At 73.2% G+C, this 19,388-nt stretch carries 1 protein-coding gene (running past one end of the window); it reads left to right on the plus strand.

Features of this window, described 5'->3' with window-relative positions:
* Positions 1–19,255, plus strand: partial view of a hypothetical protein gene (locus tag NCG93_RS09245; RefSeq protein ID WP_252787497.1) — the 3' portion only. It extends 13,397 nt beyond the left edge of the window; only the last 19,255 of its 32,652 coding nucleotides appear in the window; its start codon lies off the left edge, out of view; the stop codon is at positions 19,253–19,255.
* The last annotated feature ends 133 nt before the right edge of the window (positions 19,256–19,388 follow it).

Here is a 19,388-nt window from a genome sequence, read left to right on the forward strand (position 1 = left end):
CGTCGTCCTCACCGGCGGCGACGCGGCGCTCACCGCGACCAGCACCGTCTCGAGCACCGTCAAGGCGCTGCCGGCCGGCGAGGGCGTCACCGGCGCCGGCGATCTCGGGTTCGGGGCATCCGTCGCACTCAACCTCATCACCGACAAGACCACGGCCGATATCGCCGACGGCGTCAGCCTGACCGGCGCACGCCACGTCACGCTCATCGCGACGGCGACCGACGCGGCGGTGACCGAAGCCCGCATGGGCGCCGCAGGCGGCGACGTCGCGCTGGCGCCCGCGGTCGCGATCACGCTGTCGAACGTCACCACGTCGACCCGCATCGGCACCGGCACGCTCACCATCGGCGGCAGCCTGACGATGTCGGCGGCCCAGACGGCTGCGGCGGCGACGACGTCCTCGTCGTCGGTGCTGGGAGCAGCGGATGCCGCGATCGGCGTCTCGCTCGCGCTCACCGTCGCGAACCACGTCGTGACCAGCGCGCTCGGCCGCAACGTCACGGCGGGCGCCGACGTGTCGCTGAAGGCGTCGAGCATCTCGGCATCGTCGGCGACCGCGGCGGCCTCGGCCGCCGGCGCCCCCGAGAACGACGCGGACTCCGGCGATCCGGCGAACCCCGGTGGTGCGTCGGGGACCGGCGTCAACCAGCTCGCCGCGAGCGAGCGTGCGCACGCCGACTCGGTCGCGACGGCCAACGGCGGCGACGATTCCGGCGACCAGGCCGCCCCAGAGGCGGAGTCGAGCGACGGGCCGGTCAACGTCGCAGCGGCGATCGCCATCACGCTGTCGACGGTGCGGGCGCGCACGATCGTCGAGCCGGTGGTGACGGCCGTGACCGCAGCGGGCACCGTCGCCCTGGCGACGAGCGCCAACACCGACGCGGCATCCTCTGCCGACGGGTCGGCGGCCGGCGACGGCGACGCGACGATCGGCGCGGCGGTCGCCCTCACGCTCGCCCACGTGACGAACGCGGCCGACGTGCCCGTCACGCTCACGCTGCGCGCGCACGACCTCCTCGTGAGCGCCACGGTCACGGCGGCCGGCGCCGACACCACCGCAACGATGGGCGCCCAGGCCGTCTCGGGCGCCGGGGGCGGCAAGATCTCGGTCGCCGGCTCGTTCGCGCTCGCGGTCGTCAACCACACCACCCGCGCCGGCATCGACGGCACCGTCATCCTCACCGGTGGCGACGCCGCGCTCACCGCGACGAGCTCGGTGTCGAGCACCGTGAAGGCGCTGCCGCACGACGACGGCGTGATCGCCACCGGCGACGCCGGGATCGGGGCATCCGTCGCACTGAACCTCATCACCGACCGCGCGAGCGCCGAGGTCTCCGACGGCGTCAGCCTCACCGGCGCCCGCCACGTGACGCTCACGGCCACCGCGACCGACGCCGCGGTCACCGAGGCGCGCATGGGCGCGAAGGGCGGCGATGTCGCGCTCGCGCCGGCGGTCGCCGTGACCCTCTCGAACGTCACGACCTGGACGCGCATCGGCACCGGCGTCCTGAGCGTCACGGGCAGCCTCACGATGGTGGCCACGCAGACCGCCCGGGCAGCCACGACGGCGTCGTCGGCCGTGCTGGATGCCGCGGATGCCGCGATCGGCGTCGCGCTGGCGCTCACCATCGCCAACCACGGGGCGACCAGCGCCCTCGCGCGTGATGTCGTCGCGGGCGCCGATGTGGTGCTGCGCGGGTCCAGCATCTCGGCCTCGAGCGCGCTGGCGGCGGCGTCGGCGGCCGGTGCGCCCGAGAACGAGGATTCCGGCGATCCAGGCAACCCGGGCGGCGGTTCTGGCACGGGTGTCGACCAGGTGGCTCAACGCGAGCGGGACCACGCGGACGACGTCTCGACCGCCAACGGCGGCCAGGATTCCGGCGCGACCGGCAACCCGAGCGCCGAGACGAGTGAAGGCCCGGTCAGCGTCGCGGCGGCGGTGGGCATCGTGGTCTCGACGGTCCGCGCCGAGACGCTCGTCGAGCCGACGGTGACCTCGATCACCGCGGCGGGTGCCGTGGTGCTGGCGACCAGCGTCAACACCGACGCCCGCTCGGGCGGCGACGGATCGGCCGCCGGCGACGGCGACGCCACCATCGGCGCCGGCGTCGCGCTGACCTTCTCGACCACGACGAACCGCGCGACGGTTCCGGCGTTCCTCACGGTGACGGCGCACGACGTCACGCTGTCGGCCACGGTCACGCCCGACGGCGCCGATGCCACCTCCGCGTTCGGCGCCGCCGCATCCTCGGGCGCGGCGGGCGGCAACGTGTCGGTCGCCGGATCGGTCGCCATCGCCATCGTCACCACCGACACGCTCGCGACGGTCTTCGGCACGCTCATCCTCACCGGTGGCGACGCGACCCTGCTGGCACGCAGCGCCGTCGCCGGCACCGTCACCGCACTGCCGATGGGAGAGGGCGCGAGCGGCACCGGCGACGCCGGGGTCGGGGCATCCTTCGCCCTCACCCTCGACACGCACCGCACCAGCGCGCTCATCGGCGACGATGTCTCGGTGACCGGGGCGCGCGACGTGAGCCTGACCGCGGAAGCGCGCGACGCCACCACGACCGAGGCCCGCATGGGCGCCAAGGGCGGCGGCGTCGCCATCGCGCCCGCCGTAGCGATCGTGCTCTCCCACGTGACGACGCTGGCCCGGATCGGCACCGGCGTCCTCGTGACGAGCGGCGACGTGCTGATCCGCGCCACGCAGCACGCCTCCGCCGAGAACTCGGCCTCTGCCGCCGCCATCGCCTCCGACGACGCGGCAGTCGGCGTCAGTCTGGCGCTCACCGTCGCCAACCACACGGTGACGGCGATGCTGGGCCGCAACACCACGGCCGGCGGCGACCTGACGATGCAGGCCTTCAGCTGGTCGCGCTCGAGCGCCCTGGCCGCCGCCTCCGCGGCCGGAGCCCCGGAGAACGACGAGGACGCCGGCACCGGCGACCCCGCGACCGAGGGCGGCGCCGCCGGCACCGGCGTCGACGAGCAGGTCGGCGGCCAGCGCGACTACGCCGATCAGGTCGCCGGCGACTACGGCGTCGAAGGGTCGGGCGACACCGAGACGCCGAACGCCGAGACCAGCTCGGGTCCGGTGAACGTCGCCGCCGCAGTCGGCATCGTCATCGCGACCGTCCGCGCACGCTCCATCGTCGAGCCGCAGGTGGCGGCGATCACGGCGACCGGCACGGCCACGCTGTCGTCGTCGCAGAACACCGATGCCGCGTCCGGCGGCGACGGCTCGGCCTCGCGTGGCGGCGACGCGGCGATCGGTGTCGGTGTCGCGATCACGTACGTCGACGTCGTCAACCGCTCGATCGTGCCGGCCACCCTGACGCTCCGCGCGCACGCGCTCGCCGTGCTCGCCGCCATCACGATGGACGGCGCCGACGACACCTCCACGATCCGTGCCGTGGCGTCCTCGGGTGCGGGCGGCGGCAAGGTGTCCGTCGCCGGATCGGTGGCGCTCGGCCTGGTGTGGTTCGACACCCTGGCCGCCGCGTCGGGCACCGTGATCCTGACCGGCGGCGACGCGACGCTCGGCGCCGGCAGCAAGATCGACACCACGGTCAAGGCGCTGGCCGCGGGCGAAGGCGTCGTCGCCACGGGTGACGCGGGGGTCGGGGCATCCTTCGCACTCGCGCTCGTCACGAGCGACACGCACGCGCGTCTCGACGACGAGGTTTCGCTCACCGGCGCCGAGGACCTGACGGTCGCCGCCTCGTCGGTGAGCCGCACCACGACCGAGGCCCGCATGGGTGCCAAGGGCGGCGACGTGACCGTCACGCCGTCGATCGCGATCACCGTGTCGGATGTCAGCACCACCGCCGTCATCGGCTCGCTCGCCTCGGGGTCGATCGTGGTCACCGGCAACGTGCTCGTCTCGGCCATGCAGCACACCGCCGCCCACACGACGGCCGGCGCGGTGGCGACCGATGCCGGGGATGCCGCGGTGGGCGTCGCCATCGCGCTGAACTTCGCCTTCGACAGCGTCTTCGCCACGACGCGTCGCAGCATCACCTCCGGCGGCTGGATGGCGTTCTCGGCGACCGGGTCCTCCCTCAACGGAGCCACCGCGACGGCTTCGGCGAGCGGCGCTCCCGGCGAGTCCAGCGGCGACGCCCCCTCGAGCGGGGTCGACGGCCAGGTGCAGGAGCAGCGGGACTACGCGAACACCGCCAGCCTCGGCCAGGGCGGTGCGGGCGTCCAGAACAGCGAGAGCCCGTCGGCATCGACCAGCGACGGCGGCGTTTCGGTCGCCGGGGCGGTCGCGCTCACCATCTCGGACGTCAGCTTCACCGCGTGGCTGCCCGACGCCCTCGAGCTCACGGCCGGCGGCCATGTCTGGCTCACCTCGTCGGCGCAGGTCGACGGCAAGGCCGAGGCGAGCGGCACCGCGCTGGCGCAGGACGACGCGGGCGTGGGCGCCGCGGTCGCGCTCAACCTCGTCTTCCTCGTGAACAACGCGTGGGTGGGCGACGACGCCGTCATCTCGGCCGACGGCTTCACCGCCGCGGCGCTCATGACGACGGTCGGCTCCGACACCACGCACGACTTCTCGGCGATCGCGAACGCGGGCGCCGGCTCCGACGACGTGGGTGTCGCGGGCGCGGTCGCCCTGAACATCGTGTTCGACAGCACCGAGGCGTGGATCCCGTCCAGCGCCCGCGTCGATTTCGGCACCGGCGACGTTCTCATCGCGGCCGAGAACCGCCGCACCGACACCGCGAAGGCGAAGGCCGACGCGACCGGCGGCGGCTCGAGCACGGGAGTCGGGGCATCCGTCGCGATCAACGTCATCTCCGACGACGTCACGCGCGCCGAGATCGAGGACGGCGCCGACGTCACCGGCGGCCTCAGCGTCACCGTGCGCGCCGACCACACCGATGCCGTGCTCAACGAGGTGACCGCCGGCTCGGAGGGCGGCACCGCGGTCAGCCCCGCCGTCGGCATCAACGTCGTGCTGCCGGTGGTGCTGGCGCGCGTCGGCACCCCTGGTCTGCGCCCGTTCGTCGCGACCGGTACGGTCATGGTGCGGGCGACGCACTCCGGATCAGTGACGGTCGAGGGCGATGCCGACGCCGCCGGCGGCAGCGTCGCGATCGGCGCGATCATCGTCGTCAACGTCGTCGACATCGACGTGCGCGCGACCGTCGTCCGCGACATCACCGCCGGCGCACTGTGGCTCATCGCCGCGACGGAGCTGCACGCGAGCGCGTCGGCCAAGGCCAGCGCACGTGGCACGCTCGGCGGCTCCGAGAGCGGTGGCGACGCCGACAACGCCGACCAGCAGGCGCAGCAGCAGCTCGACGGCACGCCGGCGACGAGCGGCTTCGGCGGCAGCCTCCCGTCGTCCAGCGACAGCGTCGCCCAGGGCAACGGCCAGGCGAGCGGGCAGTCCGGCCAGTCCAGCGACGGCGTCGGCGTCGCCGCGGCCGTCGCCGTCGACTGGGTGACCGTCGACAGCCTGGCGACCGTCGCGCCGGCCCTCACGATCGTGGTCGACGGCGTGTTCGCGGTGCTCGCCTCGAACGAGACGGATGCCGCGGCCAAGGCCCTCGGCACCTCGTGGAGCATCGAGAGCGACACGAACACCGTGGGCGCCGCCGTCGGCCTGAACGTCGCGACGGTCACGAACCGCGGCTCGATCGGCGCCGGCGCCGACGTCACGGCCGGGTCGGTCGCGGTCACCGGTCTCACCCCGGCGAACGCGCGGAACGACTTCCAGGCGTGGGCGATCGCCGCGGCAGCAGGTCAGGGCGATGCCGCCGTCGCGGGTGCGGTGGCCGTGCAGGTGCTCGTCCTCGTCAACGAGGCGGTCATCGGTGACGGCACCACGCTCATCGTGGCGGACGGCATCTCGCTCGACGCCTCGAACCCGATGGGCCTGCAGGGCCTCGCCGCCTCCGCGGCGCTGACCACGAACGGCAGCGGCGTCGGCGCCGGCATCGTGGTGCAGTTCGTGGAGTCGACCACGCTCGCCCACATCGACTCGACCTTCGCGGGCCCGACCACGATCCAGGCCGGCGGGGCGATCATCGGCAGAGCGTCGGCATCCCTCGTCCCGCTGGCAGCGCCCGACGTTCCGCTCATCGAACTGCCGGCATTCACCGGCGTCGCGCTCGGCGCGGCGCTCGGCGGCGGCGATGCGGGAGTCGGCGGGTCGCTCGTCGTCAACGTCGTGAACCGGGCGACGCGCGCGTGGCTCGGCGACGCGGCCTCGGTCAACCAGGGCATCCCGACGGCCGCCGCCCAGGACCTCTCGTTCACCGCGTCCGACCAGACCGAGTTCGTCGACGTCGCGGGCGCGCTCGGCGCGAGCACCGGCAGCGCGGGTGTCGGGTTCGCTCTCATCGTCGGTGCGCACAACAAGGATGTCCGCGCCTACGTCGGCCGCGGCGTCACCGCCGAGCTCGCCGGCTCGGCGTGGCTGCTGGCGACCGCGGGGGAGAGCTTCACCCAGATCGTCGCGGGCGGCGGCGTCGCCTCGGACGCCGGCATCGCGGGCTCGTTCGTCGTCTTCGTCGTCAATCAGGGCTCCGGGGCGCCCGGGACGCGTGCCTATGTCGACAGCACCGCCGAGACGCCGACCGCACTGCGCGCCCGCGGCTCGGTGACCATCGCCGCGGCGGACCCGGTCACGATGACCATGTTCGCCGGCGCCATCGGCGCCGCGAGCACCGCCGGCCTCGGACTCTCGTCGGTCGTCTTCGTCCGCACCGGCATCGTCGACGCGTTCGCCGGTCCCGAGGCCGAGCTGTGGGCCCGCGGCGGCATCGGCCTCTCGCTGACAGCCACGCAGAGTGAGGACCTGTGGCTCGTCGCCGTCGGCGGCGGGGTGGGAGGGACCGCGGGTCTCGCGGGAGCGGCGACCGTCGGCGTCCAGAACAACACCACGCACGCGCATCTCGACCGCAGCGTCACCGTGGACGGCGTGACCGCGGGTGGATCCGCAGGCCTCAGGATCGCGGCATCCGACGACACGACCCTGCGCGGCATCGCCGGGCAGCTCGCGGTCGGCGGCACGGCGGGCGTGGGGCTCGGCGCCGACGTGCAGGTCGTCAACAAGTCCACGCAGGCCTGGATCGCGCCGCAGACGCTGGTCACCGTGAGCGGCGACGTGACGGTCGACGCCACGTCGAACGAGACGGTCACCAGCGTCGCCGCCGGCGGCAGCGTGGGCGGCACCGCCGCCGTCTCGGCCAACGCCACGGTGTCGGTGTACACGATCGTGACGAAGGCGTTCGTCGGCGAGGTGTGCGGCGCCGCGATCGCGAGCGAAGCGCTGTGCGCGGCATCCCGTGCCGTCGTCGTCGCCGGCGGGAGCGCGCGCATCTCGGCCAACGAGGTGCTGTCGATGGACATCGTCGCCGGTTCGGTCGCCGTCAGCGGCACCGCCTCGGTCGGCCTCACGGCCGCGGTGCCGGTGCTCAAGAAGACGACCACCGCCTTCATCGGCGACCTGTCGCGGGTGACCGCACTGGCCGGCGGCTCGGGGCTCATGGGCACCCTGGGCGGCTTTGACGTGCACTACGTCGACACCCGCTTCAACCCGCAGACGGCGATCATCGGCGGGAACCAACTCGAGCTCGGCTACGTGCACGGCATCCAGAACGGCCAGCGCGTGTCGTACGAGACCGGCGGCGGCCAGGCGATCGTCGGACTGACCCCGGGTGCCGCGTACTTCGCGATCGTCGACGCGGCGTTCCCGACCCGCCTGCGTCTCACCGCCACCTCCGGCGGCGCGCCCATCGCGCTCGCCTCGCCGGCACGGCCCGGTCAGTCGCACCGCATCTTCCCGACCGACCAGGCCACCGTGCCCGAGCGCGTCGCGCCGTACCTGACGCCGGTGACCGACGTCGATGGCGGGTCGAACACGGTCAACCTGCCGTACGACATGCCCAAGGACAAGGCCGACAACTCCGCCACGCCGCTGGTCACCGGCGACGCCGTCACGTACACGGCCAACGGGGGAGCGCCGATCGGCGGCCTCACCGACGGCGAGACCTATTACGTCGTCGTCACCGGTGCGCACAGCTTCCAGCTCGCGCGTACCAAGTGCCAGGCCGACCCGTCGGCGTCGGGCTGCAGCGGCACGCCGTTCGCGATCATCGACCTCGACCCGGCGGCGGCCACGGGCCGCGCCCACAGCTTCGTGCGTCAGGGGACGCAGTCGCCCGGCGACCCGGCGAAGATCACCGGCATCCGCGTCCTGACGCCGCGCACCGGCGCGATGTACGGGGTGGCGGTCGTCGCCAACAACAGCGACGAGATCCTCGCCGTCGGCGCGAGCGCCGCCGTGGCCGCCACCGCCGGGGTCGGCGTGGCGGGCAACGTCAACGTCGTGACCGCCGACACCGACGCCTTCATCGGCCGCCTGGCGCGCGTGAACGACGACAACACCGGCGCGGCACCGTGGCAGTCGGTCACCGTCGCCGCCGGCGGGGCGTTCCGCCAGCTCATGGTCTCGGCCGCGGTCGGCGGCGGCATGGCCGGCGTCGCCACGAACGCGACCGTCGACATCGTGACGCTCGACGTCGACGCCACCATCGCCGACGACGCGATCGTGCGTGCCGCGGGCGACATCCTCCTGTCGGCCGTCGGCAGCCAGGAGATCACGGCGATCGCCGCGGCGCTCGGCGCCGGCGTCGCGGGGGTCGCGGCAGCCGTCGCCGCCGTCGTCCTCGACACGCACACCCACGGCCGGGTCGGGCGGCACGTCACGCTCGACGCGGGCAACAACATCCTCGTCGCCGCCGACGACCGCACCGGCTTCACCGTCGTATCGGGCGGTCTGGGCGTGGGCTTCGTGGGCGTCGGCGCGGGCGTCGCCGTCGTGTCGGCCGTGAAGGACACCGCCGCGACGATCGGCGCGGGCAGCATCGTGGACGCCCGCGCCGCCCGCGGCTGGGCGCTCGGCGGCATCCCGCTCGGCACGATCAGCGGCGACTCGTTCCCCGCAGCCGGCCAGTCGGGCCTCGCCCTGCTCGCCTCGTCGGCCCAGCACGTCTTCGGCATGGCGATCTCGGGCGGCGCCGGCTTCGTCGGCGTCTCGGGCGCCGTCAACGTCACCCTGATCCGCGGCACGACGGTCGCCGCGATCGAGAGCACATCCGCCGATCGCACCCTCGTGAACAGCGACCGGGCCGGTGCCGGCGCCTCGCAGAGCGTCTCCGTCACAGCGACCGACCTCACCGACACGTTCACGATCGGCGGCGGCGTCGCGGGCGGCTTCGTCGGCGTCGCGGGCGGCATCGACATCGGCGTCGTGGACGTCGCCGCCAACGCCCTGGTCGGCGATTACGCGTCGGTCCAGGCGAGCTCGCACCTGCGCGTGCAGGCGCTCTCGGTGCGTCACATCCAGACGTACGCGGTCAGCGCGGGCGGCGGCGCGGTCGGCGTCACGGCATCGGTCTCGGTGTGGACGGCGGGCGGCCAGCCCACCGGCTCCTACGACGACGGCAGCGGCCCGAAGGACGCGCTCACGTCGTCCGACGGCACACCCCAGAGTCAGGCCGACCAGCACGCGTCGGGCACGGGCTCCAACGGCTACCTGTCGATCCTCGGCGGCGCGAACGACTCCTCGGGCACGAACACCGCCCAGCGCAAGCAGGCCGGCATCGACGCGGCAGCCGCGGGGGTCGCCGGCGCCGCGCCGGGCACGTCGCTCGCCTCCAGCGCATTCTCGTCGCCCCCGCCGCTGCGCGGCACGACGAGCCGCATCGGCGTCGGCGCATTCATCCTGACCGGCGGTTCGGTCGCGGTCACGGCCGACGCGCGCGACAGCTACTTCGGCCTCGCCGGCTCGGCGACGGGCGGCATCGTCGCGGTCGGGGCATCCGTCCTGGTGGTGACGCTGCGCTCCACGGTCGACGCCGGCATCGCGACCGGCACGACGGTGCGGGCGGGCGGCGACGTCGCCACCCGCGCCACGTACGGCGAGGCCACCGAGGCGATCGCCTTCACCGGGCAGATCGGCGCGGTGTCGGTCGGCGGCCAGATCCTGGTGCTCGACACCGACGCCCGCCAGACGGCGCACATCGACGACGGCGTGGTCATCCCGGTCGCCGGCGGCATCGTCTCGGCGGATGCCGCGGCCGACCGCGACGTCCGCCCGCTGTCGCTGGGCCTGGCCATCGCGCTGGCGGCGGCCGGCGCATCCGTCGCCACCGCCGACGTCCGCGGCGACACCGTCGGACGCGTGGGGGCCGTCGCCATCGGCACCGCCGCTGCGCCGGCCGGTGGCCTGCGCATCACCGCCGTCTCCGACATCTCGGTGCCGGTCACCGCGTTCTCCGTGTCGGTCGGTCTCGCGGGAAGCGGCACGGGGGCCGGCGCGATCGCAGACATCACCGGTCGCACGGCCGCCGAGTTCGCCGGCGTCGCGCACCTCAGCGGCGGGGCGACGATCACCGCCGACGCCCGCAACGTCATCGATGCCGACACCGTCAACGTACAGGTCGGGGCCGTCGCGATCGGCGTCACGCTGGCGCACGCCACCATCACGCGCGAGACCACCGCGACCGCCGTCGACGGCTCGTGGCTCTCGGCCGGCGGTGCGATCGCGATGCGGGCCACTTCGCGCAACCGCGCCGACGCCTTCACCCCGGGCGGGAGCCTCTCGGCGATCTCTGCCAGCTTCATGAACCCGGAGGCGCTGATCACCGGCCGCACCGAGGCGATCTTCCGGGCGGACGTCGCAGCGTCCGGCTCGCTCACCGTCGACGCCGAGGGCCAGAACCAGGCGCTCGCCGAGGCCTTCGTGATCGGCATCGGACTCCTGGGCAGCGGACAGGGCGTCGAAGCGAGCGCCGAGGTGACCACGGCGGCGCTCGTACGTGCCGTCATCGAGCTCGGCACGGTGTTCTCGAGCGGCCTCGTCGCGGCGCGCGCGCGCATCCTCACCGACGGCGGGTCGGGCAACCTCGCCAGCGCGATCGTCACCGCCGGCTCGGGCGGCCTGGTCTCCGGCGGCGGGTACGTCGCGACGGCGTTCCTGCGCGGCGCGACCACGGCGGAGGTGTCGAGCGTCATCGGCGGGTCGGGCTCGGTCGAGGTGCGCAGCACCGCCACCAACCGCGCCGCGGCCGAGACCTTCACCGCCGGCTTCGGCGGCATCCTCCAGGTGAGCGTCGCGTACGCCGAGTCCGAGATCGCGACGACCGCAGCGACCCGCGCGTCGATCGTCTCGCCGGTGTGGTCCAACGGGGCGACCACGGTGGTCGCGCAGGCGAACAACACGGCGGACGTCGATTCGGATGCCGCGACCATCGGCCTCATCAACGCCAACGTCCGCGTCATCAGCGCCACGGTCGCCGCCGCCACCCGCGCCGAGCTCCGCGCCGGCCTCGTCGGCAACGGGCTCACCGTCGAGGCGCGGGGAACCAATCTCGCGACCGCGTCGGCGGCGTACATCGAGGCGGGGCTCTTCAACGGCGGCTTCGGCTCGGCGCTGGCCGTCGTCGCCGACGCCGCAGGCATCACCGCCGAGGTCGCCGCCGGCACCGCCGACGTGCGCGGCGGCAGTGGCGCCGTCGCCGTGACCGCGTGGTCCGAGAACACCGCCTCGACCGACATGAAGAAGATCACCGTCGCGGGCCTGGACATCAACGGGCTCCTCCCACGCGCGACCGTCGCCGCCGCGACGCGCGCGACGTTCGCTGCGGGTCCCGCGACCTCCGCGTCGTTCGCGGTGACGGCATCGTCGCGGAACGCCGTCGACGCCACCGGCGAGCTCACCTCCATCTCGATCATCGGCGTCGACGGCACGGTCGCCGCCGCCACCATCGCCGAGTCCGCCGCGACGACGGCATCCGTCGCCGCCGGCGTGATGCTCGCCGCGTCGGGGGCGGTGTCGCTCCTCGCCGAGAGCCGCGATGGCACGCACGCTCTCGCCGATATCGACAGCGCGGGCGGCGGAGCGGTCAAGGCGGGCGTCGTGGTCGCGCAGGCGACAGTGTGGGCGCCGGTCACGGCGTCGTTCGACGGCACGATCATCGCCTCGGCGGGCGTGTCCGTCCGCGCCGCGGGCCACGCGAAGGCCGATGCGACGATCGAGGCCGTCGGCATCGCGCTCGTGGGCATCACCGGCTCGGTCGTCGACGCGGAGGTGCAGGGCTCGGCCGCGGTCTCGTCCCGATACGGCACCGGGATGCTGGTCACCTCGGGCGGCGTCCTCGTCGAGACGGTGCTGACGGCCACCGCGACCGCCAAGAGCGACCTGGTGTCGGGCGGGCTGCTCGTGGTGGGGGTATCGGTACCCACGGCGCGCATCGCCGCTGCGGCCGTGGCGGACGCCGCGCCGCGTCAGGTGGGCGGCACGTCGCTCGCCGTCCGTGCGACGGCGAACCGCGCCGTCTCGGCCACCTCGGGGAGCCTGGCGCTGGGCCTGATCGCCGTGAGCATCTCCAGCGCCGAGGCACTCATCACCGCCGCCGCGGTCACCCGCGCGCGCGTGCACGACGGCGCCACGGTGCACGCGCCGTCGGCGGCTCTGACGGTCGACGCGACTGCGACCAATGCCGCCACCGCCGCGGGCGGCGGCGTCAACGGCGGCGCCATCACGGTCGGCGTCGCCGAGCCGAAGGCGCTCGTGGACTCCTCGACGCTGGCCCACTTCGCCGCCACGGTGCCCACGGCGGCGTCGCTGGGCGTCCACGCCACGACATCCGACACCGCCACCGCCAAGCTCGCGAGCACGGCGATCGGCGCGATCACCATCGACTCGGGCCGCGCGTGGGCCCGCGTGCGCCCGGTCGCCGAGGCGATCGTCGGTGTCGGGACGCCGATCGTGGTCTCGGGCGACATCGACGTGCGGGCGGCCGCCCAGCCGGTGTCCCGGTCGTTCGCCGAGAACTTCTCCGCCGCGGCGCTCGCGGTGTCGTCGAACAGCGCGCTGGCCGAGACGTTCCCGACGGTGAGGCTGTCCGTCGCCAACGGCACGACGCTCTGGGCCGGGGGAGCGGTGACCCTGACCGCCCACCAGAACTCCGCGACGCCGCCACCACTGCCGGTCTATGCCTTCGACGCCGTGACGGGCGTGGATCTCGGCACGAACACCATCACGCTCTCGGGAGCCCACACGCTCGACGACTCGGCCACCGTGCGCTACGACCGCAGCGGCGGCAGCGCGGTCGGCGACCTCACAGACGGCGCGAAGTACGGCGTCATCGTGGTCTCGCCCACGCAGATCCAGCTGGGCGCGGCCTTCGAAGCGGCCCAGGTCGACCCCGCGAACGATGTGATCACGTTCGCGCGGCAGCACGGCTTCGTCGACGGCCAGCGCGTGTTCTACACCGCATCGGGCTTGGGCGTCGCCGGACTCGTGAACGGCCATGCCTACCGGGTCCGCGTGCTCGACGACTTCCGCGTCCAGCTCATCGACGCCGACACCCCGTCCGCGCCGGTCGAGTTCGACGGCGGCGACGTCGACGAGGCGAACGGACTCATCAACGTCGCGAACTCGTACACCGACGGGCAGATGCTGCAGTATCTCGCGGCGGCAGCGCGCGCGTCGTTCTACAGCACGCGCGTGGACATCGTGGTGGACGCCCAGGGCAGCCCCGTCCAGGTCGGCAGCCCGCCGACGTTCCAGATCGAGGACAACAACGTGATCGCCGTCCGCGAGCACGGACTGCAGACCGGCGACGCCGTCGTGTACCGGGCGACCGGCGGCCCCCTCGGCGGCCTGTCGCAGGACACCACGTACTGGGTCATCCGGATCGACGGCAACCGCATCCAGCTCGCCGACAGCCAGTGTCACGCGCTGGGTACGTGCGACGACGGCGGCGGCGGCGTCATCCCCCTCACGGCGCTCGGCCTCGCGCCCGACATCTCGGAGGCCGGCCGCACGGTCATCCACCAGCTGTTCGCACCCGGGCAGCAGCCCATCGCCGGCTTGCAGAACGGCGGCGTGTACGAGGTCTGCGACGCCACGCCCACCTCGTTCGGGCTGAAGCTCATCGAACTCCTGGGCGTCTGCTTCCACCGTCCGCTCGGCGCGAACGGCAGCGTCGGCACCAGCCGGTTCGTCCCGGCCGTCGTCGATCTGGGACCGGCGCTGGGCGGTGGAAAGCTCGTGGTCGATCTGACGGCGGCGGGTACGGGCACACAGCACCTGCAGGTCGCCACGATGGCGCCCTCACTGCCGTCGGGGACGTACTCAGAGGCGAAGGTCGCGGGCGAGGGCGGCGGCTTCATCCAGGTCGGTGAGACGCGTCCCCGCGTCGTCGTCGACGCCACCCTCGACCTGACGATCGGCGACGGCGCGCGGATCGCCGCCGGCGGGGAGATCGGCGTGCACGCGCTGAACACGGCAGCCGCTGTCGCAGACGGCACCTCGGGCGGCATCGGCGCCATCTCGATCACCCACGCGCGCGCCGTGGTCAGCGCCACGGCCACCACGACGGTGTCCGTGCGCCCAGGAACCGACCTGTCGAGCACCGGCGGCAGCGTCACGATCGATCCGCTCACGCTCGCGAGCGGCAACGCGTACGCGAACTCCAGCGCCGGGGGCTTCGGCCACGGCACCGAGGCCCAGACACGCGCCGACCTCAGCACCACGTCGCACGTCACCCTCGACGGGCGCATCACCGCGTGGAACGACATCGCCGCATCGTCGTCGACGGCGATGCAGTCCGAGCTCCGCGCCGGCGCCTCGGGCGGCTCCTTCGCCGGCAGCTCGACATCCGGGGACTGCGGCGGCGACCCGTGCCACATCGTCGCGAACAACGACGCGACGCTGACCGTGGGAGGCGCGGCGCACCTGGAGGCCGACAACGTCACCCTGGCGGCGCAGATGATCACGACCAGCCTGCTCGACCACAACCGCTCCAACGGCGACGGCGCGTTCGAGGACTCGGACGCCCGCTCCGAGGTCACGCTCACCTCGAACGTGCACGTGCACCTCGTCGACGGTGCGAAGATCATCGGCTACCAGACGGTCACCGTCCGCGCGCAGCACCTCGACCTCCGCCTCGTCGCCGACGCGCGAGCGACGTGCGGCTGCTTCGGCGGCGACAGCGACGCCGACGCGATCGTCCGGTACAACGCGACCTCGTCGGTGACGGGCGAGGCCGGCGTCCGCATCCGCACCGCCACGCTCCGCGTCGAGGCGCTGCACCTGCAGGTCGTCGTCGATCCGCGCGCGTCGACCGGCGGCGGCTTCATCGACTTCGGCGGCGACGACAACAGCGCCGACGACAACAGGCACCGCTGGATCGACTGGAACGCCGACGTCGTGCTGCACGCGCCGAACCCGACCCTCGTCGTCGACAGCACCGGCAAGATCGTCAAGAAGTACGCCGTCGCCGTGCGCGACGACCTCGGCACGGTGTACATCCTGGGCCAGACGATCCCCGAGGGCCGCGAGATCGTCGTCGACCCGATCGAGAACAACGGCGGCGGATCGGCGACGTACTTCATCAACAACCCGGCGGGCTCGCAGGTCGGCACCCTCACGGGCGACCGGGGCACGCTGCAGGTGCAGAACACGTTCGACTTCGTCCGCCTGCACAACCACTCGAGCCGCCTGCTGCGGGTCAACGGGATCAGCGTGGTCAACCTCGACGACGTCGGGGCCACCGTGAACGTGCAGGCCGAGGACTCGTCGACCTTCCGCTTCCACATCGGCCGCCCCATCTTCACGCCGACCTTCGTCGACATCGCCAACTGGACCGGACCGGGGACGCCCGACATCGTGCTCGCGGGCTTCATCGACAACCCGATCGGCACGACGCGGGTGATCAACGAGCACGGTGACATCTGGGCGCTGGGCGCGGGCAGCATCCGCACGAACATCGCGCAGCTGCACGCGAACCTGGGCACCATCGGCGCGAGCTTCACGCTGTTCGGCATCGCCGTCCGCCTTCCCATCCCCGTGGTGCTGGTGCAGAGCGACTACGTCGTCGACGACGTCGATCCGACGCGCCCGGTGGAGCTCGTCGCCGACGCGCGCGACGACGTCGTCCTCGACCTCACCTACGTGGCGCGGATGCCGGTCGGCTCGCCGTACGCCGGCACCGCCTTCCAGCCCGTCCTGGGCCCGATCCACGCCGGTGACGACATCGACCTCCTCGTCCACGACTCGCTCTCCGGCTCCGACGTGCCGGTCATGTCGTCGTACTGGGTGCAGGTGAACGTCACGCACCCGCCGTCGAACACGACGGTTCCTCCGACGGGCCAGTACCACACGTACTTCCACCCCGACCCGGGTCCGTGGGGCGGGTTCGACGACCCGGTGCTGGTCGCGTGGGGCACGGTGAACGAGCTTCACGACAGCGCTTACACGTTCAGCGACCTGAGCGCGGGCGACGACATCGTGGTGCGGCATCCGTCCCTCGCCACCGACATCTCGTTCGTCGTCTTCTCGAACGTGGACGCGACGCTCTTCAGCATGCGGTTCCCGGCGCAGCAGTACTCGACGCAGAACGGCGACGGCGAGATCACGCTGTACACCAACGGCTTCGTCGAGGACTACGAGACGATCGCCGACCTTCGCGTCGGCACCATCACCTCGACGGCGGACGACGTCTACCTGCAGACGATGCAGGACACCGCGTCGATCCTCGACGAGGGCACCATCGATGACGGCACGCCGCGTGTCGCGGGCCGGAACATCGTGATGATCGCGGGTCTCGTGTCGGGCCGGATCGGCGGACCCGACGTCGATCCCACCGACTCCGACCCCACTGACACGGCACCGGACTTCCTCGAGATCCGCTCCTCCCTCTCGGCGCGGGGATCGCTGACCGCGCTCGCCGCGGGCGACATCCTCCTCGACCAGGTGGCCGGCACGCTGTTCGTCGCGCTCGCCCGGTCGCTGACCGCCGACGTCGCGCTGCGCACCCGGGCGGGCGGCATCCAGGCGGATGCGCCGACCGGGGCCGTCCGCGTCGCCGGGCGCGACATCGACCTCATCGCGGTCGGTGGCCGCATCGGCACCGACAGCCCCGATCGCTCCGCCGACCTGGTCGTCGACACCGGCACGGGCTCACGGCTCTACGCGCTGTCGCTGCCGGGCGACGCGGTGATCTTCGTGCCGCCGACGGGCATCTTCGTGACCGAGGCGTCCGGATCGCTCCTCGTGCTCCGTGCCGAGGCGACCACCGGCGACGTGCGCCTCATGGTGCCCTTCGTGGCCGGCGGTGACGACGAGAGCCTCTTCCTCCTCACCGAGGGCCGCACCATCGACGAGCTCGTGACTGTGATTGAGGGGCGCATCGTCGCCGGCGACGACGTCACGCTGCTGGTCGGCCAGGACGTCATCGCACCGCTCGACACCCTCATCGAGGGCTCGACGGTGACCATCCGCGCCTCGTTCGGCAAGACGTCGGCCCTCGACGGCGGCTCGCTCCTCTACTTCGGCGGTACCGTCACGGGCGCACCGACCCGGATGTTCGGCGGCCTCGGCGACGACGTCTTCTCGTTCGACGCCACCGTCGTGAACGGCCCGATCTTCGTCCACGGCGACGCGGGCGATGATCTCTTCGCCTTCGATCACGCCGTGGTGAACGGGCCGATGCAGGTCTTCGGCGCGGCCGGCGACGACGACTTCTTCTTCCTCGAGACGCTGCTCGGCGGCCACACCGAGGCATTCGGCGACGACCCCACCGACCCGCTCGTGCTCCAGGGCGACGACTCCTTCCAGGTGTGGTGGCTGCACACCATGACCGGCACGCACATCGCGGCGCTCGGCGACGATTTCGCCGGCACCGAGGTGCGCGACGCGCTGGTGCTCTGGGGTCACGGCGGCGACAACGACTTCCGCATCCAGACCTGGGGCGGTGACGATGCCGCCGGCCACGACTACCGCGTCGTCGTGCGCGGCGGCGGGGCGCGCACCGGTCTCAACACCCTCACGATCGACGGGACGGATGCCGCCGACCTGTTCCTGTTCCGGGCGCTGGCGGGCATCGCCGAGCATGCGGATGCGCGTCACGCCGCGTTCGTCGCCCAGCTGAACCTCGCGGCAGGCACGGCCGAGACCATCGCCTACGACGAGGGCGTCAACGCACGCCTGACCGTCAACGGCTACGACGGCGACGACGTGTTCGCGTTCGACGACAACAGCGCCATCACCACGGTGTACGGCGGCGACGGCGACGACACGTTCGTGGTCGGGCAGTTCTTCGCCACGCCGCGCATCGAGCCGAACGTGCAGCCGGGCAGCGCGTTCGCGACTGTCGAGACGGAGTTCGGCAACGCCAGCGCCGGCGTCAGCTTCCCCGCGGTGCTGTACGGCGGAGAGGGTGCCGACCGCTTCGTCATCAACGGGCATCGCGCCGAGCTGCGGATCGAGGGGACCACCGGCGCCGACCTCTTCCGGCTCCTCGCGGTGCGCCTCCTCGCGGGCGGCTACCGGGCGAACGGCTTCCTGTCGCTCGACGGCGGCGCGGGCACGCCGACGGTGCAGGTGCTGGCGACGGCCGCCACGCCGGAGCTGGCCGTCGCGCTCAGGACGATCCTCGGGGCAGGGCTTCGGGTGAAGCTCTACCACGTGCCGCTGCCGGCGCTCGTGATCGCGCCGGTCGTGCTGCCCGCACCCGTGGTGCTGACGGCGGAGGATGCCGCGCCGCCGGCGCCGCTCGTCATCCCCGTCCCGCCCGTGGTGCCGGGAGCGGGCGAGGTCGTCATCGTCGAATCGGACGGCACGACGACGCTGCAGAGCGGCGTCAAGGAGACCGACAGCTACACGATCGCCCTGTCGACACTGCCGACGGCCCGGGTCTACATCACGATCTCGGCGGCGTACGGCGGCGGCATCCCGTACGCGCAGGTCTCGATCGACGGTGGCCTCACCTTCCACGACCAGGTGGTGCTGGTCTTCGAGATCGGCGAGACGGCTCCGAAGACGGTCATCGTCCGGCTGCTGCCGACGACCGACCCGCACCCGTTCCCGTCGCTGCTCACCGCGGCCCCGAGCAACGAGCCCGGACCGGGCATGGTCGTCGAGACTGTCAGCCACACCGTGGTCAGCGATGACCCGCTCTACGACGGCGCCGCGGCGCGCAACGTCTACATCAACGCGCCCGCCGACCCGCCCGAAGAGCCCGAGGAGCCCGGCGAGCCCGAGCAGCCGGGGCAGCCCGGCCAGCCGGGTGGCGCCGGTCAGCCTGCAGCCTCGGCGGGCGGAAGCGACGGCGACCTCGCCGCGACCGGCGTCGAGGGCCTCCAGGGCTGGATGCTCTCGGGCCTCGGCCTCCTGCTCCTGGGGCTGCTGCTCCTGGTCGCGCGTCGCCGGCGTCAGGCCTGACGCGCGCCGGTCGCGCGCCGGTCGCCGGCGTCAGGCCTGACGCGCCGTGCGGGTCTGGAGGCGCCGCCACGGCTGTCGGCCGCCGGTCACGGGAGGCCGCGCCTCGCGGCATCCACGTCCTCTCGCTCTCTCC

The organism is Microbacterium yannicii (assembly GCF_024055635.1).
In the GTDB taxonomy this organism is placed as follows: Bacteria; Actinomycetota; Actinomycetes; order Actinomycetales; family Microbacteriaceae; genus Microbacterium; species Microbacterium yannicii.